The organism is Haloparvum alkalitolerans (assembly GCF_055381565.1).
In genome coordinates this window covers 267517-289219 of the sequence record NZ_AP043938.1, presented here as the reverse complement: position 1 = coordinate 289219, position 21703 = coordinate 267517, and the positions used below count along the sequence as shown (strand labels likewise).

Sequence of the window (21703 nt, the reverse complement as noted above, 5' to 3'; positions counted from 1 at the left end):
CTCGCTGGGGGGTAAAGCCCTGCGTCCGCGGTCACGCCGTGGCGTCCTCGGGGGCCGGCTCGACGGGCTCCCTCGCCCGGTCGCGGAGGCCAACCATTTGTACCCGCGGCGAGAACCTCGAGGGCATGACCGACCACGACCTCGCGCCGGAGGTGGCGGAGACCGCCGAGGCGATCGCCTCGATGGAGGTCCGCGGCGCGGCCACCATCGCGGGCGCGGCCGCCGACGCGCTGGCGGCACAGGCTCGCGCGACGGACGCCGACGACGCCGACGAGTTCCGCGAGACGATGCGCGCCGCGGGGCGTCGGCTCCACGAGACCCGCCCGACCGCGGTGTCGCTGCCGAACGCGTTGCGCTACGTGCTCCGCCGGATGGACGGCGCCGACGTCGCGACCGTCCGCGAGAACGTCCTGGACGCTGCGGCGGCGTTCGACGACCGCCTCGACGCCGCGCAGGACGACCTCGGCCAGATCGGCGCCAACCGCCTCCAGGACGGCGACACGATCATGACCCACTGCCACTCCACGGACGCGCTCTCGTGCGTGGAGGCGGCCCTCGAGCAGGGCAAGGAGATCTCGGCGATCGTCAAGGAGACGCGGCCGCGCAACCAGGGCCACATCACGGCGGAGGCGCTCCGGGAGATGGGCGTCCCGGTCACCCTGATCGTCGACTCCGCGGCCCGTCGGTACCTCGACGAGGTCGACCACGTGCTCGTGGGGGCCGACTCCATCGCCGCCGACGGCTCCGTGATCAACAAGATCGGCACCTCCGGGCTGGCCGTCAACGCCCGCGAGCGCGGCGTCCCGATCATGACCGCCGCCCAGACGATCAAGCTCCACCCGGAGACGCTGGCGGGCCACACCGTCGAGATCGAGATGCGCGACGAGGCCGAGGTGATCGGCGAGGACGCCCGCGAGGCCATCGGCGAGGTAACCGTCGAGAACCCCGCCTTCGACGTGACGCCGCCGCGGTACATGGACGCCATCGTCACCGAGAGCGGCCAGTTCCCGCCCGAGAGCATCGTCACGCTGATGCGCGAGCTGTTCGGCGAGGGGGCGACGGAGCCGTGGGCCGAGACGTGAGCGACGCCGCCGACGAGGACGCCGACGGGGACGCCGAGAGCGAGGCCGACGCGGGACCCACAGCGGGCCGGGGCGGCGCCGACCGCGACCCCCCGTCCGTCCTCTGTGCCGGCCACATCAACTGGGACGTGACGATGCAGGTCGCCCGGCTTCCCGAGCCGGACGGCGAGCAGCGGATCGACCACCTCCAGCAGGCCGGCGGGGGAAGCGCCGCCAACGTTGCGGTCGGGCTGACCGGACTCAACGCCGAGACGCTGCTGTTCGGGAGCGTGGGCGGAGACGACTCCGGCGCGCTCGCGCTCCAGGAACTGGACCGCGCGGGCGTCGACCCCGGGAACGTGATGGTGGCGAACGACCGCGCCACCTCGGTCAAGTACCTCATCGTCGACGAGACGGGCGAGGTGATGGTGCTCGCCAACGAGGGAGCAAACGAGGCGTTCGGCGCGGCCGACCTCGACCCCGACGACCTCGCCGGGAGCGACCACCTCCACCTCACGGGACAGAACGCCGCCTCCGCGAGCGACCTGGCGGCGCTCGCGCACGAGCGGGGCGTCCCGGTCAGCTTCGATCCGGGGCGACAGGTGGGGAACCGGGCCTACGCGGACGCCATCGCGGCGAGCGACCTGCTGTTCGTCAACGACCGCGAGGCGGCCGCGCTCGGACGGACGGGGACGCTCGACCCCGAAGCCCCCGAGTCGACCGCGCTCGTCGTCAAACTCGGCGCTGGCGGGGCGGAGGTCCGGCTCCCCGGCGGCGAACGCGTGCACGCACCCGCCTACGACGTGGACGTGGTGGACACGACCGGCGCGGGCGACGCGTTCGCCGCCGGCTTCCTCGGCGCCTGCTTCGAGTCCGCGCGGAACCACGAGCCGGAACGCGAGGTCGACGGCGGTCGCTCCGTCGAGGGAGGCGTCGGCGGACGCACCGCGGAGACCGCGTCGGAAACGGACGCCGACCGCCCACGCGGGATCCCCGGCACCGAAGCCCCTCATCTCCGCGACGCCGACCTGCCGTACGCGCTCGGGATCGCCAACGCCGCCGGTGCGCTCGCGGCGCGCGAACGCGGCGCCCGGACGACGCTCACCTGGGAACGCATCGACGCGTTTCTCGCCGAGCACGCCTGATCCGGGGGGACGTTCGACGCCGCGCCCGCCCGTCGAGCAGCGCCGAATTCCCGAGGCCCGGAACGGTCCGACAAGGGTTTGCCCGCCGTTCCCCAATTGCGGGCAATGGATCGCCGCATCCTGTTCGCGTCGCTCGTGATCGGTGCCGCCGTCGTGGCCGGCGTGGGAACCGCGGTCTTCGCGTTCGTGGGGGCCGACGGCGGCGCGACCGAACCGACCGTCCTCTGGGAGACCGAGCCGACCGACGACGCCGTCACGGCCCACGAGTCGGCCGTGGCGACGACCGGCGGGGAGGTCCGGATCGCGCTCCCGCTCGTCGCGGAGGGCGACGCCTGTACGCTCCGCGTCGTCGACGGTGCGGGCGAGTCCGCCTGGAACGCGTCCCTGCCGACGGCTGCCTGTGACGCCGACGGGGAGACCGCCGGAGCGCCGATCGGCGGCGTGACGGCCGGAACGGTCGGCGGCGAGCAGGCGTTCGTTCTGACGACCGCGGAGCCGGGGGTCCGGGCGTTCGCCGCGGCCGACGGGGCGTCGCTCTTCGCGGCCGAGTTGGCCGCCCCGTCCATCGCTCCGCCGGCGGTCGGCGACGTGACGGGCGACGGCGCGAACGAGGTCGCGGTCGGGACCGCGGCCGGGACGCTCCGCGTGCTCGAGGCCGACGGGGAGACGGCGTGGACGCGCGAGGTGGACGGTCCGGTCGGACTGCCGCCGCTCGTGGGGTCGTTCTCCGACGACGGCGGGGCGACGAGCGCCGCTGACCCCGCGGTCGTCGTCTCCGCCGGCGCCGAGGACGGGTCGTACGTCCGCTTCGACGGCGCGGGCGAGCGGGTCTGGACCGCGCCGAGGAACGGCACGCCGACGGCGTGGACGGCCGCGGAGACGCGGCGTGGCGCGGTGCTCGCCGTCGGGACCGAGGAGGGATCGATCGCCACGATCGAGACGGTCGACGGGAGTACCCGGTTCGACGCGCGCCTGCAGGGCACGTCGATCGCTCCCGGAGGGACGGACGCCGGCCGGGTCGCGGTCGGCGGCACCGGCGCCGTCTGGGCGGTCGACTTGCTCGACGGCGAGGTGGTCTGGAAACAGCAGTTCGGCGGGGACGCCCCCGTCGCACCCCCCGCGACCGGCGACGTCACCGGCGACGACACGCCCGAGACGGTCGCGGTCACCGAGGCGGGGTCCGTCGTCGCGATGAACCGCGACGGCGGGGTCCTCGCCCGCGGCGTCCTCGACGCGACGGTCACGGTTCGGCCCCTCCTGGTGGACCTGAACGACGACGGGGACCGGGAGGTCGTCCTGCTGGCGAGCGACGGCCGGGCGATCGCGCTCGAGTTCTGAGACGGCTCTGAGCGCGCCCCCGACACAGCCGACAGAAATGCCCGCCGCGACCAGCCGATCAGGGAAGGGTCACGTCGACGCCGCGCTGCTCGCTGGCGGCCTTGACCGTGTTGTACAGGAGCATCGCGCGCGTCATCGGGCCGACGCCGCCGGGGACCGGCGTGATCTTCCCGGCGACAGCCTTCGCGGAGTCGTAGTCCACGTCGCCGACCAGCTCGTACCCCTTCTCCGTGTCGGCGTCGACGCGGTTGATCCCCACGTCGATCACCGTCGCGCCCGCCTTGAGCTGGTCGCCGTCGATAAATTCGGGGAGTCCGGCGGCCGCGACGACGACGTCGGCGGTCGCGAGCTTCGCGTCGAGGTCCTCGGTCCGGGAGTGACAGACCGTCACCGTCGCGTTCCCCTGCGGCGCCTTCTGGAGCAGGAGGTTCGCCATCGGCTTGCCGACGATGTCCGAGCGGCCGACCACGACCGCGTCGGCGCCCTCGGTCTCCACGTCGTACGCCTCCAGCAGCTTCTGGACGCCGTGCGGTGTGCAGGGCTTGAACCGGGCGTTCCCGGCGACGAGCCGACCGACGTTCTCGGGGTGGAAGCCGTCCACGTCCTTCTCGGGGCGGATCCGGCGCAGCACCTCCCGCTTGTCGACGTGGTCGGGGACCGGGAGCTGGACGAGGATGCCGTGGACCGACTCGTCGGCGTTCAACTCGTCGATGGTGGCGTACAGCTCCTCGGCGGGCGCCTCGGGGTCGACCTCGACGTGGATCCCCTCGATGCCGACCTCCTCGCAGTCGCGCTGCTTCATCGAGACGTACGTCTCGCTCGCGGGGTCGTCGCTCATCAGCACGGTGGCGAGCCCCGGTTCGACGCCCGCGGCCGCGAGGTCGTCGACGCGGTCGGCGATCTCCGCGCGGAGTTCGCCCGCGACGGCGTCGCCGTCGATGATCTCGGTCATACCTCCCCGTCGCGCCGCCGCGGATAAAAGAGCACGGGATCGTGTCTAAACCCACCGTCATAGGGGACAGAAATATGCACATAAATGCATTTATCGGGGCCGGACGGACCTCCCGCCCCGCTGACTGGAAGCGGCAAGGATCGCGGAGGTTTTGTTATCCGAGGCTGGACGGAACCCGTAGCAATGGCAGATTCCGCAACCGACGAGGGTCCCGCGACGGAGTTCGGCGGGTCGGACGCGGACGACGGGCCGGCGATGGAGTTCTACGGCGGGCGGGGCGCGAGCGCGTTCCCCATCGCCTTCTTCATCGTCTGGGCGGTCGTCCAGACGGCGCTGCTGCGCGTCTCCGACACCACCGGGCTCGTGGCCGGCATGTTGCTCGGCCTCATCGCCGGGATGTTCCTCGTGAAGGGCTCGTGGACCGGGTACGCGAACACCATCTTCGACGGCATGACCCAGCGCGTCGCCGCCACCGCCATCGTGGCGTGGATGTGGGCGGGGATGTTCACGGAGACGCTGCAGGCCGGCGGCTTCGTCGGCGGACTGGTCTGGATCGCCGACCTGCTCGGCGTCGGGCCGACCGTCTTCCCCGCCGTGACGTTCGTGCTCGCGGCCGTCCTCGCGACGGGCATCGGCACGGGCTACGGCACCGCCGTCGCGTTCGTCGGCCTGTTCTTCCCGGCGGGCGTCCTGCTGGGCGCCAGCCCCGTACTGACGTTCGGCGCGATCCTCTCGGGCGCCATCTTCGGCGACAACCTCGCGCCGGTCTCGGACACGACGATCGTCTCCGCGGTGACGCAGGACGCCGACATCGGCGGCGTCGTCGCCTCGCGGTTCAAGTACGCGATCGTCGCCGCCGGGATCGCGCTCCCGGCGTACGTGGTCGCGAGCTCGCTCATGCCGGGCATCGAGGTCGCGGGCGACCCCCGGCAGGTGCTGCTGGAGGGCGCGCGCCCGCTCGCCTTGGTCCACCTGCTCTCGGTCGGGGTCGTCATCGCGACCGCGGTCGCGGGCCGGCACATCATCGAGGCCATCTCGTGGGGGATCATCGTCGCCGCGGCGCTGAACCTCCTGCTCGGCCTCTCCTCGGCCGCGGACATCCTGCTGTTCCGCGCGCCCGCCGACGCGCCCGCCGCCGACCTGCTCGGCGGACTGCCGATCGTCGAGATCGTCTCCGACCCGAGCAACGCCGGCGTCGGCGGGTCCATCTACGCCGGCGCGGCCGGCTTCTTCGCGCTCTCGATCCTCGTCCTCCTCATCATCGCGGCCGCCCAGATCATGATCGAGGGCGGCGCGTTCGAGGCGATGCTGGACTGGTCGATCGAGCACCTCGCGACGACCGTCCGCCGCGCCGAGCTGACGATGGTCGGCGTCGCGGCGCTGGTCAACGCGGCGATCACGATCAACACCGCCGCGGAGATCGCCATCGGGCCGTACATCGCCAAGATCGGTGAGCGGTTCAACATCAACGGCTACCGCCGCGCGAACATCCTCGACGCACAGACGGCGGCGCTCGGCTACATCTTCCCGTGGTCCGGCGGCGTCCTCGCGGGCTACACCACGATGACGGGACTGCCCGACACGTTCGACTGGATCGACCAGGGGATGCTCGTCAACCCCGCCGAGGTGTGGCCGTTCGTCTTCCACGGCTGGGTGCTCGTGGCGGTGTTCGTCGTCGCCGCGCTCACCGGCTTCGGCCTCGAGTACGTTCCCGACCGCGAGAGCGAGGAGGTGGCTCGCGCATGAGCCTGTTCGAGAAGTACCTGAAGGGCTGGTCGTTCCGGACCAACACCCCCTCGCTGGAGCCGGGCGCGACGGTGCGCGTCTTCGTCACCGAGTACGACCCCGCCAGCGGCGAGGGGATCGCGTTCATCGGCGACACCGAGTTGCGCGTCGAGGACTTCGACCCCGAGGCCCTCGACGGCCTCGTCGCGGTCCGCGTTCTGGAGTTCGACCCGGAGCGGTCGGTCGGCCGCGGCGAGTTCCGCGAGGTCGTCGGCGAGACGGCTTACGAGGTGTAGGGCGGCGTCGGACCCCGTGTCGGCGCGCGGCCGCCGGGGTCCGGACGCACCCCCACGGTCCCGCCACCGACAGCGTTTTTCGCGGCCGGCGTCTGGCTCCCTCCGTGACGCTTCGGGGCCCCATCGTGGACGTCGGCGACGTGCGCACCGTCTCGACCCAGTACGGCGACCGCGAGGTCTGCGAGCTCCGCGTGCGCCCCGACGAGGGCGCCGGCGACCCCGTGCGGGTGACGCTGTGGGGCAAGTGGACCCACACCGGCGAACACGCCGAGGTCGGGATGGAGCTGCTGGTGACTGACCCCGAGGAGGACGACTTCGGCGACGAGGCGGGATACACCACCTCGGAGGAGTCGTGGGTCGTCCTCGAACCGGACTTCCTCGTGGACGTGACGGGCGTCCGCTCGTGGGTGCAGTGTCCGCGGATGTACTACCTGAACAAGCTCTCGGGGATCCCGCTGAACTACCCCGTCGTGAAGGGGACCGTCGTCCACGAGGTGTTCGGCGACCTGCTGCGCGGCGTCGACCTCGACGAGGCGGTCGCGGACCGCGTCGAGGAAGCCGGCCTCGAACTCGGCCTGCTCGGCTACGAGCCGACGGAGGTGGAAGACGAGGTGCGCCGGAACGCGGCCGCCGTGGAGGGGTGGCTCGAACAGGGGACGCTGACGGAGACGGACACGTGGCGCTCTGAGTACACGCTCATCTCGCCGACGTTCGGGCTGAAGGGCCGCGCGGACGCGCTCCGGCGCGGCGCGCCCGTGGAGCTGAAGACGGGGAAGAACACCAAGCGCGAACCGCGGTTCCACGACAAGATGCAGGCGGCCTGCTACGCGCTGATGTTGGCCGACCGCGGTGAGACGCCCGACACCGGGACGCTGCTGTACACCAAGAACACCGCGCTGGACAGGAACGAGGAGACCGGCGACCTCTCGCCGGCAAAGGAGTTCTCGGTCGGGACGGGGCTTCTGAAGTTCGTCGTCCGCACGCGCAACGAACTCGCGGCGATGGAGTGGCGGACGCTCAACGACCCGGACCCCGAGGCCGGCATCCCGACCGGCTACGAGGCGGACGCCAAGTGTCAGTACTGCTTCGAGCAGGACACCTGCATGGTCGTCTCCGGCCGGCTGAACCAGGAGTCGAAGGCCGGCCAGATCGGCGAGCCCCTGCCCGAGGAGGAGCGCGCGTACCTCTCGCGGTTCTACCGTGCGCTGGAGGAGGAGCGCCGCGAGACCCACGCCGAGTACAGGAAGCTCTGGGAGCAGACCGCCGCCGAGCGCGCCGAGGACGACCGCGCGCTGATCGACCTCGACCCCCGCGGGCAGACCGAGATCGAGGGCGGGCGCTGGCGGCTCCGCGCCGGAACGCCCGGCGACGCGGTCTCGAAGCTCCGCGAGGGCGACGTGGCGCTCGCCTCCGACGGCGACCCCGTCGCGGGCCACGCGGAGCTCGGCCGGATCACGAGCCTCGGCGAGGACGAGGTGGTCGTGGAGACCGACGAACCGGTCGAACTGCGGCGGATCGACGTCTACCCCTCCGAGATCTCGGTCGACCGATCGCTGACCGCGCTCCACGACGCGGTGCTGAAAGGCGACGAGCGCCGGAAGGACGTGCTGTTCGGGCGCCGAGACCCCGAGTTCTCCGCGGCGCCCGCCGACCGCGACCCCTTCATCGACAACAACGAGGCGCAGGACGAGGCCGTGGCGCGCGCGGTCGACGCGGAGGACTTCGCGCTCGTCCACGGCCCGCCGGGGACCGGCAAGACCTACACCATCGCGCGGACGATCCGCGCGCTCGTGGACGCCGGCGAGCGCGTCCTGCTGGCGGCGTTCACCAACCGCGCGGTCGACAACGCGCTCGAGGCCCTCCGCGATCAGGGGTTCGAGGACGTCGTCAGGGTGGGTAGCCAGCAGGGCGTCCGCGGCGACATGCAGGACGTGCGGCTGGTGCGCCGTGGCGACCCCGGCGAGAAGGCCGGCGAGCTCGGCGACGCGCCGGTCGTCGCGGCCACGACCGCGGCCTGCGGCTCCCGCGTGATGCGCGAGCAGGCGTTCGACGTCGCGGTCGTCGACGAGGCCTCGCAGCTCACCGAGCCGGGGACGCTCGCGGCGACGAACCTCGCGGAGCGGTTCGTGCTCGTGGGCGACCACAAGCAGTTACCGCCGGTCGTCCGTGCGGAGAACGACCTGCAGCGCTCGCTGTTTCAGCGGCTCATCGAGGATCACCCCGAGGCGGGCGTCATGCTCGACCGGCAGTACCGCATGAGTCAGCGCATCCAGTCGTTCGCCTCCGCGGAGTTCTACGACGGCGACCTCAGGCCCGCCACGCCGGCGGTCGCGGGCCAGTCGCTCGCGGACCTGGGCGCCGACGCCGCCGACCTCCCGCCGGCGCTCCGCGGCGGGGTCAACTTCGTCGATCCCGACGGCGACCGGGACGGGAACAGGAACGTCCGCGAGGCGGAGCGCGTCGCGGGCGTCGTCGACGCGTACGTCGACGCCGGCGTCGACGTCGAGGACATCGGCGTCATCGCCCCGTTCCGCGCGCAGGTCGCGGAGATCGGCCGCCGGACGGACGCAACCGTCGACACGGTCGACCGCTTCCAAGGCTCCTCGAAGGAGGTGATCGTGATCTCGCTCGTCGCGACCGGCGACCTCGACGGGCCGATATTCGAGGACCACCGGCGGATGAACGTCGCGCTCACGCGGGCGAAGAAGGCGCTCACGCTCGTCGGCGACGCGGAGGCGCTCGCCTCGGAGCCGTTCTACGAGCGGCTGCTCGACTGGGCGCGGCGATGAGCCACTGAGACGGACTTCTCTCGATGCCGGCCGCGACGCAGTCGATCAGCACGGCCGACGCGGCCGACGTGGCTCCGACCGCCGAGCGCTTGTCGACCCCCCGGGGGTTCAGGGACTATCGAGGGTCGACGGAAAGATTCATCCGGAAACGGTCACGTTACCTGGGTGGCTGCCGCATATTCGGCACGGTTTCAGACGAACCCTTGTGGGGTTGAAGCTCGTGACATCCGACCTCGGTCCATTCGATCCCGAGCGTTTCAGACGAACCCTTGTGGGGTTGAAGCTAGTTCTCCCGACGAGCCCGCGGTGGTCGCTGACGGGTTTCAGACGAACCCTTGTGGGGTTGAAGCGCGCTCACGTCGGGCGGCGGAGCAGTCGCGGGAGCGGTGTCGAGTTTCAGACGAACCCTTGTGGGGTTGAAGCGGCGGCCGAGAGGCCGCGCCTGTACACGGTCCTGGGGGTTTCAGACGAACCCTTGTGGGGTTGAAGCAGGCCGAGCTTCGCGGCGACGGTCCAGACGACCCGTTTCAGACGAACCCTTGTGGGGTTGAAGCTTCCGCTCGTCGAACTCGAAGTCGAAGCGCGGGCGCCGTTTCAGACGAACCCTTGTGGGGTTGAAGCTTCGCGGATCCACCGACCCGGATTCTCGACGAAGGTTTCAGACGAACCCTTGTGGGGTTGAAGCGTCCCCGGCCTTGGAGGGCTGATCTAGATGCCAAAGTTTCAGACGAACCCTTGTGGGGTTGAAGCTGATCGTCCCGCAGGATCTATCCAGCATCCGGGACGGTTTCAGACGAACCCTTGTGGGGTTGAAGCAACATCATCGCGTCAAGTGTCACATCCGTCATCAGTTTCAGACGAACCCTTGTGGGGTTGAAGCGCCATGTCGTGTCAGGCATCGCGATGGAACGGAATGTTTCAGACGAACCCTTGTGGGGTTGAAGCCTGATTCAAGCTGGAGAAGTTCACACGGGGTATCCGTTTCAGACGAACCCTTGTGGGGTTGAAGCCAGTCCGCGCTCGGGTTTATCCGTCGGCAGACGGCGGTTTCAGACGAACCCTTGTGGGGTTGAAGCGGGTCGTCGACGCCGATGGCGGGGCTGAAGGTCGCGTTTCAGACGAACCCTTGTGGGGTTGAAGCCGAGCTCGAGGTCGGTGAGGAGGTCAACCCGTCAGGTTTCAGACGAACCCTTGTGGGATTGAAGCCGAGTATCGCCCCGATGATGACGACACCGACCAGCATCGTTTCAGACGAACCCTTGTGGGGTTGAAGCACCTCGGACCGCCTACGCCCGAGTGCGTCCCGTCGCGTTTCAGACGAACCCTTGTGGGGTTGAAGCCGTGACCCCTCGCTCCTCGAGGACCTCCGCGATCGTCGTTTCAGACGAACCCTTGTGGGGTTGAAGCAAGCGCGTGCGTGGGTTAGTGCGGGCGACGGTTGGCTGTTTCAGACGAACCCTTGTGGGGTTGAAGCCGCTTTACGCTCTCCCCGCGGCCGAACCCCTACGAGTTTCAGACGAACCCTTGTGGGGTTGAAGCCGTCGCGACGGCTACCGCTGTCGTCGGTGCGGCGCGTTTCAGACGAACCCTTGTGGGGTTGAAGCCCGTGTCAGTATTCACACTAGCCGACTGCGCGTCTCGTTTCAGACGAACCCTTGTGGGGTTGAAGCCTCGAGCGCGGCCTCGCGGACGAACCGCTCCAACCCGTTTCAGACGAACCCTTGTGGGGTTGAAGCTGACGAGAGTATCTACGGCGACCAGCCCGATGTCAAGTTTCAGACGAACCCTTGTGGGGTTGAAGCTCGTCCTGGTCGGTGTCGCTGGGCATACCTGACGTATGTTTCAGACGAACCCTTGTGGGGTTGAAGCTTGATGGCGTGCATGTCCCAGAGTTCGAGCTCCCGGTTTCAGACGAACCCTTGTGGGGTTGAAGCACGTTACCGTCCTCAAGATGACTCTCCGACCACCGGTTTCAGACGAACCCTTGTGGGGTTGAAGCGGCCTCGCTGACACACTCAAGCGGGATGCGCTTAGGGTTTCAGACGAACCCTTGTGGGGTTGAAGCGACCGCGGTCATGTCGATGTTGCTGGGCACGAGGTGTTTCAGACGAACCCTTGTGGGGTTGAAGCCGCGGACCTCTGACCCGTCGAGTCCGGACGGCGGCAGTTTCAGACGAACCCTTGTGGGGTTGAAGCGTCACGCGACGCGAGCGGCTCACGGAGGCCGAGCTTGTTTCAGACGAACTCTGCCGGGGTTGAAGTATCGCGCTGCTGCTACTGATGGCGTTCGCATCGCGCTTTAGACGGACCTCTTGGGAACGATTGGACACTTAACCGAAGGAAGAGAGCCAGAGCAGGGATTTGAACCCCGGAAGTCTCGATTACAAGTCGAGTGCATGAACCGCCCATGCTCCTCTGGCGCGTCCCCGGCTTGGCGGGCCTCCTTTGAGTCAGTATCGCTTCCGGGTCGGGCGGTCCCACGCCGACCCGCCGCGCGTCGTCCACCGGTCAGCGGTCGCCGTCCGCGGCGACGTCCCGGCCGTTTTCTCCACGTCCGCCCCCCTCACGGCCGCCGTTCTCGATCGATCGCTTTTCTACCTCCACGCGGTGCGGTTCGTAGCCGTGGCGCTCGTAGAAGCGGCGGGCGGCCGCGTTGTCGGCCATCACCTCCAGCGCGACGGCATCGACGCCGGCGTCGAGGAGCGCAGCCTCCGCCGCCGCGAGCAGGTCGCCGCCGACGCCGCGGTCGCGGGCGTCGGGCTCGACGTAGAGGTTGTCGATGACGCCCCGCGTCACGTCCTGCTCGTAGGTCCCCGACTCGACCGCGGCCGAGACGAACCCGCGGATCGGTCCCTCGCCGCTTTCGGAGGCGACCCGCCCTTCGCTCCCGTCGACGTCGTCCGCGTCCGACGCCCGCGCCACGAGCAGCACGTCGACGACGGCCCGCCGCGCGACCGTCTCACGAACGGCCTCGCGGTTCGCGGCGGCGAGCAGGTGCGAGCCGTGCGCCCGCTGGTCCGCCGCGAGGTCCACCCAGAGGTCGGCGACCGCGTCGACGTCGTCCGTCGTCGCGGGGAGGATCTCCATGTTCGGGTCGTTCGGCGGGCCCGCATTTGGACCTGACGCTCAGCCGGCCGATCCCCCCCACCCCGTTTCGCCCGCAGTCGCCGACGGAACCGCGACCGGCGGAGCGAAGGGTTATTTAGGTAGGCCCGTTCCTTTTCGTGTGACTATCACGCATGGGTGTCAATGAATCACTACAACGCGGGCGGGCGGCCGTCCGCGGGAAACCGTTTCTGTTCCTCGCGGGGGTCGCCGGGCTGGTGCTGCTGGCGGACCTCCTCGCTCGCCTCGCCGGCGTCGAGGTCCCGATCACGGCCCAGCGCTCGTTCGGCGGATCGCTGTCGGCGCTCCGGTTCGGCGGGCTCGTCTGGAACGGGATCGTCGTCGGGCTCATCTTCGGGCTGGCCGGGATCGGGCTCTCGATGACGTACAGCATTCTCAACTTCGCGAACTTCTCACACGGCGACCTGGTGACGACGGGGGCGTTCACCGGCTGGGGCGCCGCGCTCCTGATCGCGGGCTGGGGCGGGTCCAGCGCCGGTCACCTGCTGTCGGTCCGGGCCGGGAGCGGCGCGGGACCGAACGCCATCGGCGCCTCGGTCGTTCAGGCCCCCGTCGCGATCCTGGTGGGCGTGATCGTGGCGGCGGTCGCGACGGTGCTCGTCACGGTGGCGGCCGACCGGATCGTCTACAAGCCGATGCGCGACCGCGGGGGGATCCCGCTCCTGATCGCCAGCATCGGGGTCGCGCTGGCGCTCCGGTACTCGATCCAGTTCGTCTACGGGGCGCGCAACCGGGGCGTCACCGCGACGGAGGGGGTCGGGGTTCCCTTCTACGGCGTGAGCATCGACCTCCACGAGATAACCCTCGTGATCGTCGCGATCGGGTTGATGCTGGGGACCCACTTCCTGCTCCAGCGGACCAAACTCGGCAAGGCGATGCGCGCGATGGCCGACAATAAGGACCTCGCGCTGGTGACGGGGATCCCGACCGAGCGCGTCGTCACCGCGACGTGGGTGCTCGGCGGCGCGCTCGCGGGGGTTTCCGGCTACCTCTACGTGCTCGAGCGCGGCACCATCGAGTTCAACCTCGGCTGGTTCCTCCTGCTGTTCATCTTCGCCGCGGTGATCCTCGGCGGGATCGGGTCCATCTACGGCGCCATCGCGGGCGGGCTCGTCATCGGGCTCGTCCACGAGGTCTCGCTGATCTGGATCTCCTCGGACTTCAACGCGGCCGCCGCGTTCGTCATCATGATCCTCGTGCTGCTGTACCGGCCCGAGGGGCTGTTCGGGGGGGTGACGACCGCATGAGCGCCGCCACCGACGCCGGGGGTGACCCGGCCGCGGACGGCGGCGGCCCCGCCGAGGGGGAGGAGCCGGCGACGGTGACGGATGCCGTCGTGGGCGCCCTCCAGGAGTCCGACCTGCGGATCGTCGGCGCGACGATGCTCGCGATGTACCTCCTGTTCTTCGTGTTGACGATCGCCTCCGAAGGGGTCGGCCCGCGCACGGTGAACGCGCTCGTGTCCACGTGGGTCCGGCTCACGTTCCTGTTCGCGGCCTACTCCACGCTCGCGCTCGCGTTGAACCTCCACTGGGGATACACCGGCCTGTTCAACATCGGCGTGGCCGGGTTCATGGCGATGGGCGTCTACGGCATGGCGCTCCTGTCCACCTCTCCGGATGCGGTCTCCGGGATGGGACTCGGGCTCCCGCTACCGATCGGCGTCGTCGGCGGGATGGCGCTCGCCGCGGTCGTCGGCCTGCTCGCCGCGCTGCCGGCGCTCCGCCTGCGTGCGGACTACCTCGCCATCGTGACGCTCGGGCTCTCGGAGATCATCCGGCTGACGCTCAACTCCGCGACGCTGTCGAGTTGGACCGTCGCCACGTTCGGCTTCGGGACCGGCGGCGGCAGCGGTCTCGACCTGCCGGACACGCCCACGGACGCGCTGTTCGCGGCCGGCGGACCGCTCGACATGACGTTCCCGCTGGTCCAGACCTCGGTCGTTCGGCGCGCGGCGTGGGTCGTGGTGATGGCCGTCTTCGTCGTCCTCGTCTACTGGCTGCTGCGGCGGGTCGGTAACTCGCCGTTCGGCCGCGTGCTGAAGGCGATCCGCGAGGACGAACTCGTCGCGCAGTCGCTCGGCAAGGACACGCGCTGGTTCAAGATCAAGGTGTTCATGCTGGGCTGTGCGCTGATGGGGCTCGGCGGCATCCTCTGGCAGGGGTCACAGGGGTTCGTCAGCCCGAACTCCTTCCGACCGATCGTGACGTTCTACGTGTTCGTCGCGGTGATCGTCGGCGGCTCCGGGTCGAACACCGGAAGCGTCGTCGGCTCGATCCTGTTCGTCGGCCTGCTGTTCGAGGGGCCGCGGACGATCGGCAGCATCCTCGGTAACGCGCTGGAACTCGGCGGGTCGCCGGGGACGTTCCCGGCCGCCGTCGCGCCGCTCGGGTCGCTCGACCCGATGCCGCTTTTGGCGTACACGGTCGGAAATATCTCGGCGTTCCGCTTCATCCTGCTCGGCGTCGTGCTAGTGCTGCTGATGCAGCACCGCCCCGAGGGAGTGCTCGGCCACCGGACGGAGACGGCCGCGGCCGTGGACCTGCACCGCTCGGGATCGGGGGGTGAGACCGATGAGTGAACCCGAGACGAACGTGCCCGAGGACGCGGACGTGGAGGCGCCCGACGAGCCCGAAACGCAGGACTCGCCCGTCGAGCAACAGGCCGCCTCGGTGCCCGCGGAGATCCCGCTTCGCGTTCGCAACCTGCGAAAGACGTTCGGCGGGATCGTCGCGGTCGACGACGCCAGCTTCGAGGTGGAAGCCGGGACGATCACCGGCCTGATCGGGCCGAACGGCGCCGGCAAGTCGACGACGTTCAACTGCATCGCGGGGGCGCACACCCCCGATTCGGGCACCGTCCAGTTCCAGGGCGAGGAGATCACGGGGCTCCGCCCCGACGCGATCGCCAACCGCGGGCTCGTCCGGACGTTCCAGATCGCCCGCGAGCTCGCGGAGATGACCGTGCTGGAGAACCTGATGCTCGCGCCGAGGGGACAGGTCGGCGAACAGCTCTGGAAGTCGGTGACGCCGGTCGCGCGCGGCGACGTGATCGAACAGGAGGCGGAGATCCGCGAGCGCGTCTGGGAGACGCTGGACTTCTTCGAGATCGACCACCTCGCCCACCAGGAGGCGGGGACGCTGTCGGGGGGCCAGCGGAAGCTGCTGGAGATGGCCCGCGCGATGATGACCGACCCCGACATGCTGCTGCTCGACGAACCGCTCGCGGGCGTCAACCCAACGCTGGAGGAGAAGCTGCTCGACCGCATCCACGAGCTGCGCGAGCAGGGGTACACGTTCCTGCTCGTGGAACACGACATGGACGTCATCATGGAGAACTGCGAACACGTCATCGTCATGCATCAGGGGTCCGTCCTCGCGGAGGGACCGCCCGAGGAGATCCGGTCGAACGAACGCGTCGTCGAGGCCTACCTCGGGGAGGACGAGCTATGAGCGCCCCCGAGGACGCCCCCGCAGGGGTCATCCCTGACGCGGAGGGCGGCGAAGCCTCCGTCGGGGACGCGGCCGCCTCGTCGGGCGAGGCGTCGGAAGGCGGCGGCGCTCCCGACCGCGACGTGGACGCCGAGAGCGACCCGCTCGCGAACGTCCCCGACGACGTGCTGTTGCAGGTGCGCGACCTCGACGCCGGCTACGGCGACCTCCAGATCCTGACCGACGTGGACCTGGACGTGGGCGACGGCGAGTACGTCACCATCGTCGGCCCGAACGGCGCCGGCAAGTCGACCGTGATGAAGTCCGTCTTCGGGCTGACGACGTACATGGGCGGGACGATCACCTTCAACGGTACCGAGATCCACGAGCGCGCGCCCGAGGAGATCATCCACGAGGGGATCAGCTACGTCCCGCAAAACGAGAACGTCTTCGACGGGCTCACCGTCAGGGAGAACCTGGAGATGGGCGCGTACATCCTCGACGAGGTGCCCGAGGAGCGGATCGAGGAGATCTACGACCGCTTCCCGGTGCTGCGAGAGCGCTCCGACCAGAAGGCCGGCACGATGTCCGGTGGCCAGCGACAGATGGTCGCGATGGGCCGGGCGCTGATGTTGGACCCCGACCTCCTGTTGCTCGACGAGCCCTCCGCGGGACTGGCCCCCGACCTCGTCCAGGACATGTTCGACCGCATCGACCGCATCAACGACGACGGGACGGCGATCCTGATGGTCGAACAGAACGCGAAGGCGGCGCTCCGGCGCTGCGACCGCGGTTACGTGCTCGCGCAGGGCGAGAACAGCTACACCGACACCGGCGACCGCCTGCTCGCGGACGACGACGTGCGCCAGCAGTTCCTCGGCGGATAGCCGTCCCCGTCTCGGTCCTTCTGTCACGTTGCCGTCCTACGCCGCCGTCCTACGCCGCCGTCCTTCTGTCACGTTGCCGTCCTACGCCGCCGTCCTTCTGTCACGTCGCCGTCCTTCTGTCACGCGCGAACCCCCTCCTGCGTCGGCGCAAATATCCCTGATCCAGGAGGACTGTCGACCCCGAAACGCGCCGCTCGTGGCGTGAGTCGTCGAAAAAGTCGAGTGTGACGGCGCGGCGCTTCAGTTCTCGAACTCGATGGTCCGCTGGACCTCGAGGCCGCCGTCCAGGTACCGAGACACGTCGTAGCTGACCGCGCGCATGTCGCCGTTGTCGTCGAAGTCGACCGGGGAGGACGCGCCGACGTAGTTGACCGACTCGCCGTCGGCGACCATGCTCACGGCGTCGGCCAACTCTGACGGGCCGACCTCGGTGCCGTCCGGGTTGGCGACGGTCCGGAGGTTGTCGCGGATCGCGGTGCCGTCCGGTTGGTCGGCGTCGGCGGCGACGCTGGCGAGGATGGCCACCGCGGCCGCGTCGTACGACTGCGCGTTGAACACCTCCGGGCTGTTGCCCCACTCCTCCTCGTAGAGGTTGGCGAAGAAGTCCGCGCCGGGGCCGGCCGCGCTCGGCGCGGTCCCCCACACGTCCTCCATGTCGTTGCCGACCTCCTCGGGCAGCGAGGAGTCGATCAGACCGTCCGGCACGATGATCGACCCGCCGTAGTCGCTCGCGTAGTTGCTGTAGTAGTCGCGGAACAGCGTGATCCCGGACTGCGGGAAGCCGACGACCATCAGCACGTCGGGATTGTCGTTGAGCGCCGTGCCGAGCTGGGAGGCGTACGAGGACTGCTCCGGCTCGAAGGAGACCCGGTTCGGAACCTGGCCGTCGTGTTCCGACTCGAAGGCGTTGACGAACGACTCCTCGAGCGCCTGTCCGTAGTTGTCGTTGAGGTACAGCGTCGCGGCCGTGCTCGCGTCGAACTCGTCGACGACGACCTGCGCCATCACCGGCCCCTGGAGCGCGTCGCTCGGACAGGTCCGGAAGATGTAGTCGTCGTCCTCCAGGTCCGTCACCGCGGGCGCGGTCGACGACGGCGAGATGCCGACCGTCTCGTTCGGGATGAACACTTCGCGAGTCACCTGCAGGTTGACGTTCGACGCCGCCGGGCCGACGACGGCCGGATAGCCGGAGTCGACGAGCGACTGGGCGCTGGAGATCCCCGCCTGCGGATTCGTCTCCGTGTCCTCCGTCTGGACGTCGAGCGAGTAATCGATCTCGTCTTCGATCTGCCGGGCCGGGAGCCGGCCGCCGTCCCGCATCGTCGTCCCGAGACTGCCGAGGTCGCCGGTTTCCGGCATCAACACGCCGTAGCGGATCGTCGGTCCGCCACCGCCGCCACCCGTACAGCCGGCGAGGCCCACCGCACCTGCGGTCGCTGCACCTTTCAAGAAGTCGCGCCGTTGGATACCACGTACCATGTGGCAAGAAATAACGCAGGGGGATATAAAACTGCCGCGCGACCATCGCGCCGCCGCCGAGTTCCCGCCCCCGCCTCGTCCGGTCCCGTCACACCTCCTGACAGTCCGGACACAGCATCTGCCCGTTCGACGGCGAGAGCTCGGCCGTCAGCGTGCCGCAGACTTCACAGATGCTCTGGGTCGCCTCCGCGGTGGGCGCGTCCGCGCTCTCGGCGTCGACCGCCGCCTCCTCGGCGGCCCCCACGTCGGCGGCACTTCCCCGCACGGCGTGCTCGGCCCCGGCGGACGGATGCGTGGTCCCGGCCGCGAGCACGTCGCGCTCCGTGAGGATCCCGACCGCCTCCCCGTCCCGGGTGACGACCAGTCGACTCGACCCCTCCGCGACGAGGCGCTCCTCGGCGGCAGCGATGCGGCTGTCCGCGGGGACGGTCGGCGCCGGCGGCGCCATCACCTCGTCGACCGTCGTCTCCCCGGGGTCGGCGCCGTCGAGGATCGCGCCGAGGGCGTCCCGCGGGGAGAGGCAGCCGACCGGCTCGCCGCCGCGGACGACGACCAGGCAGTCGGCCCCCTCCGCCAACATCAGCTCGGCCGCGTCGCCGAGCGTGTCGGACTCGCTGACGCCCAGGAACGCCCTGTGCATCACGTCGCGGACAGTGGTACCGTCTTGCATAGTCGGGGAGACGGACGGGAGGGTGTAAAACTTGCCTCCACTACAGTTATCAACGCGGCGAGCCAAGTTCCTCGGCCGCCGCCGAACGCGAAAGAGAGGCTTCAAGCCTCGGCCTCTCCGAGAGGCGTTCATGACCATCCCGTCGTTCGTGATCGGGATCGCCGGGGGGACGGGCGCGGGCAAGACGACGGTCGCCCGGCTCGTCACGGAGAACGTCGACGACTCCGTCACCCGGATCCCCATCGACAACTACTACGAGGACCTCTCGCACCTCGACTACGAGGAGCGCGCGGACGTCAACTACGACCACCCGTCGGCGTTCGAGTGGGACCTGCTGCGCGAGCAGTTGGAAACGCTTCTGGAGGGCCAGTCCGTGGAGATGCCCCAGTACGACTTCGAGATCCACAACCGCAAGCCGGAGCGGATCACGGTCGAGCCGACGGACGTGATCGTGCTGGAGGGGATCCTCGCGCTGTACGACGAGGCCGTCAACGACATGCTCGACCTCCGCCTGTACGTCGAGACGGACGCGGACGTGCGGATCCTCCGCCGCATCCAGCGGGACGTGGTCGAGCGCGGCCGCGACCTGGAGGGCGTCATCGACCAGTACCTCTCGACGGTGAAGCCGATGCACGAGCAGTTCATCGAGCCGACGAAGAAGCACGCGGACCTGATCATCCCGGAGGGCGCCAACACCGTCGCCGTCAACCTCTTGGAGGAGAAGATCCGCTCGGAGGTGGAGGGCGAGGGCGTCCGCGACTGGGAGCGGGGCACGCTCGAACAACAGCTCGCCGAGGGCGTCTCGCTGGACCACGAGTAGCCGGCCGCGCTCGGACGCGACATCTCGAGCGCCCAGCCGGCTCCCGATACGGCGCGTGTTCTGTTTCTGTCACAGATTCATGCTGCTGGGGGCGGCACCGTCCGGAAAGCCCCTGCCGGCTCTCCCTGATACAGAAACTGTTCTGCTGCAGACCTCGCTAATCGGGCCAGCAACACTCAGAAAGTCTCACCCAGCACCGCGACCGCCCCGCACCGCCCCGCCCCGCACCGCCCCGCCCCGCACCGCCCCGCACAGCAGCCTCGTACCTCCCCAGCCTCGGCCACGGGCCGGCCGCGGAACGGCACCGCACAGCAGGCGGCCGGCCCGCGACCTCCACCGAAAATCGGAGATTTTCGAGCAGCCGGCGTGCAGTAGCGCGCCGGCGACCTCGCGCGCGTTGCTCGCGCGCGCCGACCGCGCCGCCACGATCGTTGATCGAACGGACGGCCGTAGCTGACTCCCATCGCGTCCGCGGCGTATGCTCACACCTCGTCGCGGTCGGTGTAGGTGTCCCGACGAGCGATCAGGCCGTCCTCGAACTCGTGGAAGTCCGCGAAGCCGAACGACACCGTCTCGCCGTCCTGCACGCCGGAGAAGGTCCCGCGGACCGCCACGGTCGTCCCGTCGAGGCCGTCGCCGTCCGCGACGACGCGCCGGACCTCGTGGCGCCCGTCCTCCAGCGGCCGCCCCTCGAAGTAGAACTCGCGGAACGCTTCCATCCCCTCGATGGCGCCCTGTCCGGGGCGCTCGTAGACCACGTCCTCGGCGAACAGCGCGAACAGGTCCTCGTACGCCTCCGCGTCGACGTGGTCGTAGTACGCGCGCACCGCCGCCTCGGGGTCGTCGTGGCCGTGAGTCATGTCGGCGCATCGACGCGCCACCGCGCTAATCGCTCGGATACCGGCGACTTTCGCTGGAGTATCGAGAGGGAGCAAAGCGGGTCTCAGCGACCGCGACCGGTCCGGCCTGCCGCGTGACCGAACCTTTTGGGGGTGCCCCGCGAACGGACGCGCATGACCGAGACGGACCCGGACGTCGTCGTCCTGCGACAGAAGATCCACGGCCTCGACGCGTCGGACTACGCGGCGGCCCTCCGCGAGCGCCTGCCCGACCACGAGGTGGCGCTGGCGACGACGCCCGCCGAGGAGCGCGAACTGGTCCGAAACGCGCGCGTCGCGACCGGCTTCTCGATGGGGCCGGAGCTGCTCGACGCCGCGGAGAACCTGGAGCTGTTCGCGTGCGTCTACGCGGGCACGGGCCACCTCGACCTCGAGGCGTTCGACGAGCGCGGCGTCGCGGTGACGAACGCCTCGGGCGTCCACGGCCCGAACATCGCCGAGTACGCCCTCGGGTCGATGATCGCTCACGCCCGGGACTTCCCGCGGGCGTGGGACCAGAAGGCCGACCGGCAGTGGAACAGCTACCCGACGACGGAGGTGTACGGGTCGACCGTCGCGGTCGTGGGCCTCGGCGCCATCGGCGAGACCCTCGTGGACCGGCTGGAGCCGTTCGACGTGCACACCGTCGGCGTGCGCTACTCGCCGGAGAAGGGCGGCCCGACCGACGAGGTGTACGGCTTCGACCGGATCCACGAGGCGGTGGCGGACGCGGCGTACGTCGTCCTCGCGTGCCCCCTCACGGACGCGACCGCGGGCCTGATCGACGACGACGTGTTCCGGACGATGCGCGCGGACGCCGTCCTCGTCAACGTCGCGCGCGGGAAGGTGGTCGACGCCGACGCGCTCGTCTCGGCGCTCCGCTCGAACGCCATCGGGAGCGCCGCGCTCGACGTGACCGACCCGGAGCCGCTGCCGGAGGACCACCCCCTCTGGCGGCTCGACGACGTGACCATCACCCCCCACAACGCCGGCCACACGCCCGACTACTTCGAGCGCTGCGGCGACATCCTCGCGGCGAACGTCCGCGAACTCGACGCGGCCGGCGGGCCGGCGGACGCCGAGATCGAGAACCGGGTTAATTGAGG

Annotated in this window: 17 protein-coding genes, 1 tRNA gene and 1 CRISPR repeat array; of the genes, 12 read left to right on the top strand and 6 right to left on the bottom strand. The window is 69.8% G+C overall.

Annotated features, from left to right (window positions below; translation table 11 throughout):
• The first annotated feature begins 125 nt into the window (after nucleotides 1-125).
• From ACZ432_RS03790 to ACZ432_RS03780, 3 genes are all read left to right on the top strand, one after another.
• Nucleotides 126-1082, top strand: coding sequence for a ribose 1,5-bisphosphate isomerase (locus ACZ432_RS03790; protein ID WP_426963562.1), 957 nt, complete (start codon nucleotides 126-128; stop codon nucleotides 1080-1082).
• On the top strand, nucleotides 1079-2206 hold the full coding sequence (locus ACZ432_RS03785; protein WP_426963563.1) for an ATP-dependent ribose-1-phosphate kinase: 1128 nt from the start codon (nucleotides 1079-1081) through the stop codon (nucleotides 2204-2206). The genes ACZ432_RS03790 and ACZ432_RS03785 overlap by 4 nt, the downstream gene beginning before the upstream one ends.
• A gap of 105 nt (nucleotides 2207-2311) precedes the next feature.
• Nucleotides 2312-3544 (top strand): outer membrane protein assembly factor BamB family protein, encoded by a 1233-nt coding sequence (locus tag ACZ432_RS03780; protein WP_426963564.1) that lies wholly within the window; start codon nucleotides 2312-2314, stop codon nucleotides 3542-3544.
• 58 nt (nucleotides 3545-3602) lie between these two features.
• Here ACZ432_RS03780 and ACZ432_RS03775 read toward each other — a convergent pair whose 3' ends face one another.
• The gene (locus tag ACZ432_RS03775) at nucleotides 3603-4496 is read right to left on the bottom strand and encodes a tetrahydrofolate dehydrogenase/cyclohydrolase catalytic domain-containing protein (RefSeq protein ID WP_426963565.1); all 894 of its coding nucleotides are present in this window, start codon (nucleotides 4494-4496) and stop codon (nucleotides 3603-3605) included.
• A 183-nt stretch (nucleotides 4497-4679) separates the two neighbouring features.
• Between ACZ432_RS03775 and ACZ432_RS03770 the strand changes: the two genes are divergently transcribed.
• From ACZ432_RS03770 to ACZ432_RS03760, 3 genes are all read left to right on the top strand, one after another.
• Nucleotides 4680-6242 (top strand): Na+/H+ antiporter NhaC family protein, encoded by a 1563-nt coding sequence (locus ACZ432_RS03770; protein ID WP_426963567.1) that lies wholly within the window; start codon nucleotides 4680-4682, stop codon nucleotides 6240-6242.
• A complete protein-coding gene (locus tag ACZ432_RS03765; protein WP_426963568.1) occupies nucleotides 6239-6517 on the top strand; it encodes a DUF7513 family protein in 279 nt (92 codons plus the stop codon). Before ACZ432_RS03770 ends, ACZ432_RS03765 begins: the two co-directional genes overlap by 4 nt.
• A gap of 104 nt (nucleotides 6518-6621) precedes the next feature.
• Nucleotides 6622-9306 (top strand): AAA domain-containing protein, encoded by a 2685-nt coding sequence (locus tag ACZ432_RS03760; RefSeq protein WP_426963570.1) that lies wholly within the window; start codon nucleotides 6622-6624, stop codon nucleotides 9304-9306.
• Between the two features lie 188 nt (nucleotides 9307-9494).
• Nucleotides 9495-11568: direct repeats of the CRISPR family, unit length 30 nt; unit sequence GTTTCAGACGAACCCTTGTGGGGTTGAAGC.
• A gap of 84 nt (nucleotides 11569-11652) precedes the next feature.
• Here the strand turns inward: ACZ432_RS03760 and ACZ432_RS03755 are convergent.
• Both ACZ432_RS03755 and ACZ432_RS03750 read right to left on the bottom strand, forming a co-directional pair.
• Nucleotides 11653-11726, bottom strand: a tRNA-Thr gene (locus ACZ432_RS03755).
• A gap of 88 nt (nucleotides 11727-11814) precedes the next feature.
• Entirely contained in the window at nucleotides 11815-12393 is a 579-nt protein-coding gene (locus ACZ432_RS03750) for a GNAT family N-acetyltransferase (protein ID WP_426963571.1), read from the bottom strand.
• A gap of 152 nt (nucleotides 12394-12545) precedes the next feature.
• Here ACZ432_RS03750 and ACZ432_RS03745 point away from each other — a divergent pair, with 152 nt between their 5' ends.
• The 4 genes from ACZ432_RS03745 to ACZ432_RS03730 are packed head-to-tail and all read left to right on the top strand — an operon-like array spanning nucleotide 12546 to nucleotide 16750.
• Nucleotides 12546-13679, top strand: a complete 1134-nt coding sequence (locus ACZ432_RS03745; RefSeq protein WP_426963572.1) for a branched-chain amino acid ABC transporter permease — start codon at nucleotides 12546-12548, stop codon at nucleotides 13677-13679.
• The gene (locus ACZ432_RS03740) at nucleotides 13676-15013 is read left to right on the top strand and encodes a branched-chain amino acid ABC transporter permease (protein WP_426963573.1); all 1338 of its coding nucleotides are present in this window, start codon (nucleotides 13676-13678) and stop codon (nucleotides 15011-15013) included. The genes ACZ432_RS03745 and ACZ432_RS03740 overlap by 4 nt, the downstream gene beginning before the upstream one ends.
• Nucleotides 15006-15884 (top strand): ABC transporter ATP-binding protein, encoded by an 879-nt coding sequence (locus tag ACZ432_RS03735; protein WP_426963574.1) that lies wholly within the window; start codon nucleotides 15006-15008, stop codon nucleotides 15882-15884. Before ACZ432_RS03740 ends, ACZ432_RS03735 begins: the two co-directional genes overlap by 8 nt.
• Nucleotides 15881-16750: an ABC transporter ATP-binding protein gene (locus tag ACZ432_RS03730; protein ID WP_426963575.1), complete on the top strand. Its 870-nt coding sequence runs from the start codon at nucleotides 15881-15883 to the stop codon at nucleotides 16748-16750. Before ACZ432_RS03735 ends, ACZ432_RS03730 begins: the two co-directional genes overlap by 4 nt.
• Before the next feature lie 240 nt (nucleotides 16751-16990).
• Here the strand turns inward: ACZ432_RS03730 and ACZ432_RS03725 are convergent, their stop codons facing one another.
• Nucleotides 16991-18229 (bottom strand): ABC transporter substrate-binding protein, encoded by a 1239-nt coding sequence (locus tag ACZ432_RS03725; protein ID WP_426963576.1) that lies wholly within the window; start codon nucleotides 18227-18229, stop codon nucleotides 16991-16993.
• Nucleotides 18230-18317: 88 nt separating this feature from the next.
• A complete protein-coding gene (locus ACZ432_RS03720) occupies nucleotides 18318-18899 on the bottom strand; it encodes a CBS domain-containing protein (RefSeq protein ID WP_426963577.1) in 582 nt (193 codons plus the stop codon).
• A gap of 130 nt (nucleotides 18900-19029) precedes the next feature.
• Here ACZ432_RS03720 and udk point away from each other — a divergent pair, with 130 nt between their 5' ends.
• Nucleotides 19030-19719 carry a uridine kinase gene (gene udk, locus ACZ432_RS03715; RefSeq protein WP_426963578.1) on the top strand — a complete coding sequence of 230 codons (690 nt, stop codon included), beginning with the start codon at nucleotides 19030-19032 and terminating at the stop codon, nucleotides 19717-19719.
• A gap of 482 nt (nucleotides 19720-20201) precedes the next feature.
• Here udk and ACZ432_RS03710 read toward each other — a convergent pair whose 3' ends face one another.
• Complete coding sequence (locus tag ACZ432_RS03710) at nucleotides 20202-20579, bottom strand: nuclear transport factor 2 family protein (RefSeq protein WP_426963579.1); 378 nt, start codon at nucleotides 20577-20579, stop codon at nucleotides 20202-20204.
• Nucleotides 20580-20732: 153 nt separating this feature from the next.
• Between ACZ432_RS03710 and ACZ432_RS03705 the strand changes: the two genes are divergently transcribed.
• On the top strand, nucleotides 20733-21701 hold the full coding sequence (locus tag ACZ432_RS03705) for a D-2-hydroxyacid dehydrogenase (protein ID WP_426963580.1): 969 nt from the start codon (nucleotides 20733-20735) through the stop codon (nucleotides 21699-21701).
• The last annotated feature ends 2 nt before the right edge of the window (nucleotides 21702-21703 follow it).

Excerpts from the sequence above, each read along its gene's own strand:
- ACZ432_RS03790 (WP_426963562.1), top strand. The coding sequence starts at position 126 with ATGACCGACCACGACCTCGCGCCGGAGGTGGCGGAGACCGCCGAGGCG.
- ACZ432_RS03765 (WP_426963568.1), top strand. The coding sequence starts at position 6,239 with ATGAGCCTGTTCGAGAAGTACCTGAAGGGCTGGTCGTTCCGGACCAAC.
- ACZ432_RS03780 (WP_426963564.1), top strand. The coding sequence starts at position 2,312 with ATGGATCGCCGCATCCTGTTCGCGTCGCTCGTGATCGGTGCCGCCGTC.
- ACZ432_RS03705 (WP_426963580.1), top strand. The coding sequence starts at position 20,733 with ATGACCGAGACGGACCCGGACGTCGTCGTCCTGCGACAGAAGATCCAC.
- ACZ432_RS03775 (WP_426963565.1), bottom strand. The coding sequence starts at position 4,496 with ATGACCGAGATCATCGACGGCGACGCCGTCGCGGGCGAACTCCGCGCG.
- udk (WP_426963578.1), top strand. The coding sequence starts at position 19,030 with ATGACCATCCCGTCGTTCGTGATCGGGATCGCCGGGGGGACGGGCGCG.
- ACZ432_RS03725 (WP_426963576.1), bottom strand. The coding sequence starts at position 18,229 with ATGGTACGTGGTATCCAACGGCGCGACTTCTTGAAAGGTGCAGCGACC.
- ACZ432_RS03750 (WP_426963571.1), bottom strand. The coding sequence starts at position 12,393 with ATGGAGATCCTCCCCGCGACGACGGACGACGTCGACGCGGTCGCCGAC.
- ACZ432_RS03735 (WP_426963574.1), top strand. The coding sequence starts at position 15,006 with ATGAGTGAACCCGAGACGAACGTGCCCGAGGACGCGGACGTGGAGGCG.
- ACZ432_RS03770 (WP_426963567.1), top strand. The coding sequence starts at position 4,680 with ATGGCAGATTCCGCAACCGACGAGGGTCCCGCGACGGAGTTCGGCGGG.
- ACZ432_RS03710 (WP_426963579.1), bottom strand. The coding sequence starts at position 20,579 with ATGACTCACGGCCACGACGACCCCGAGGCGGCGGTGCGCGCGTACTAC.
- ACZ432_RS03720 (WP_426963577.1), bottom strand. The coding sequence starts at position 18,899 with ATGCAAGACGGTACCACTGTCCGCGACGTGATGCACAGGGCGTTCCTG.
- ACZ432_RS03745 (WP_426963572.1), top strand. The coding sequence starts at position 12,546 with ATGGGTGTCAATGAATCACTACAACGCGGGCGGGCGGCCGTCCGCGGG.
- ACZ432_RS03730 (WP_426963575.1), top strand. The coding sequence starts at position 15,881 with ATGAGCGCCCCCGAGGACGCCCCCGCAGGGGTCATCCCTGACGCGGAG.
- ACZ432_RS03740 (WP_426963573.1), top strand. The coding sequence starts at position 13,676 with ATGAGCGCCGCCACCGACGCCGGGGGTGACCCGGCCGCGGACGGCGGC.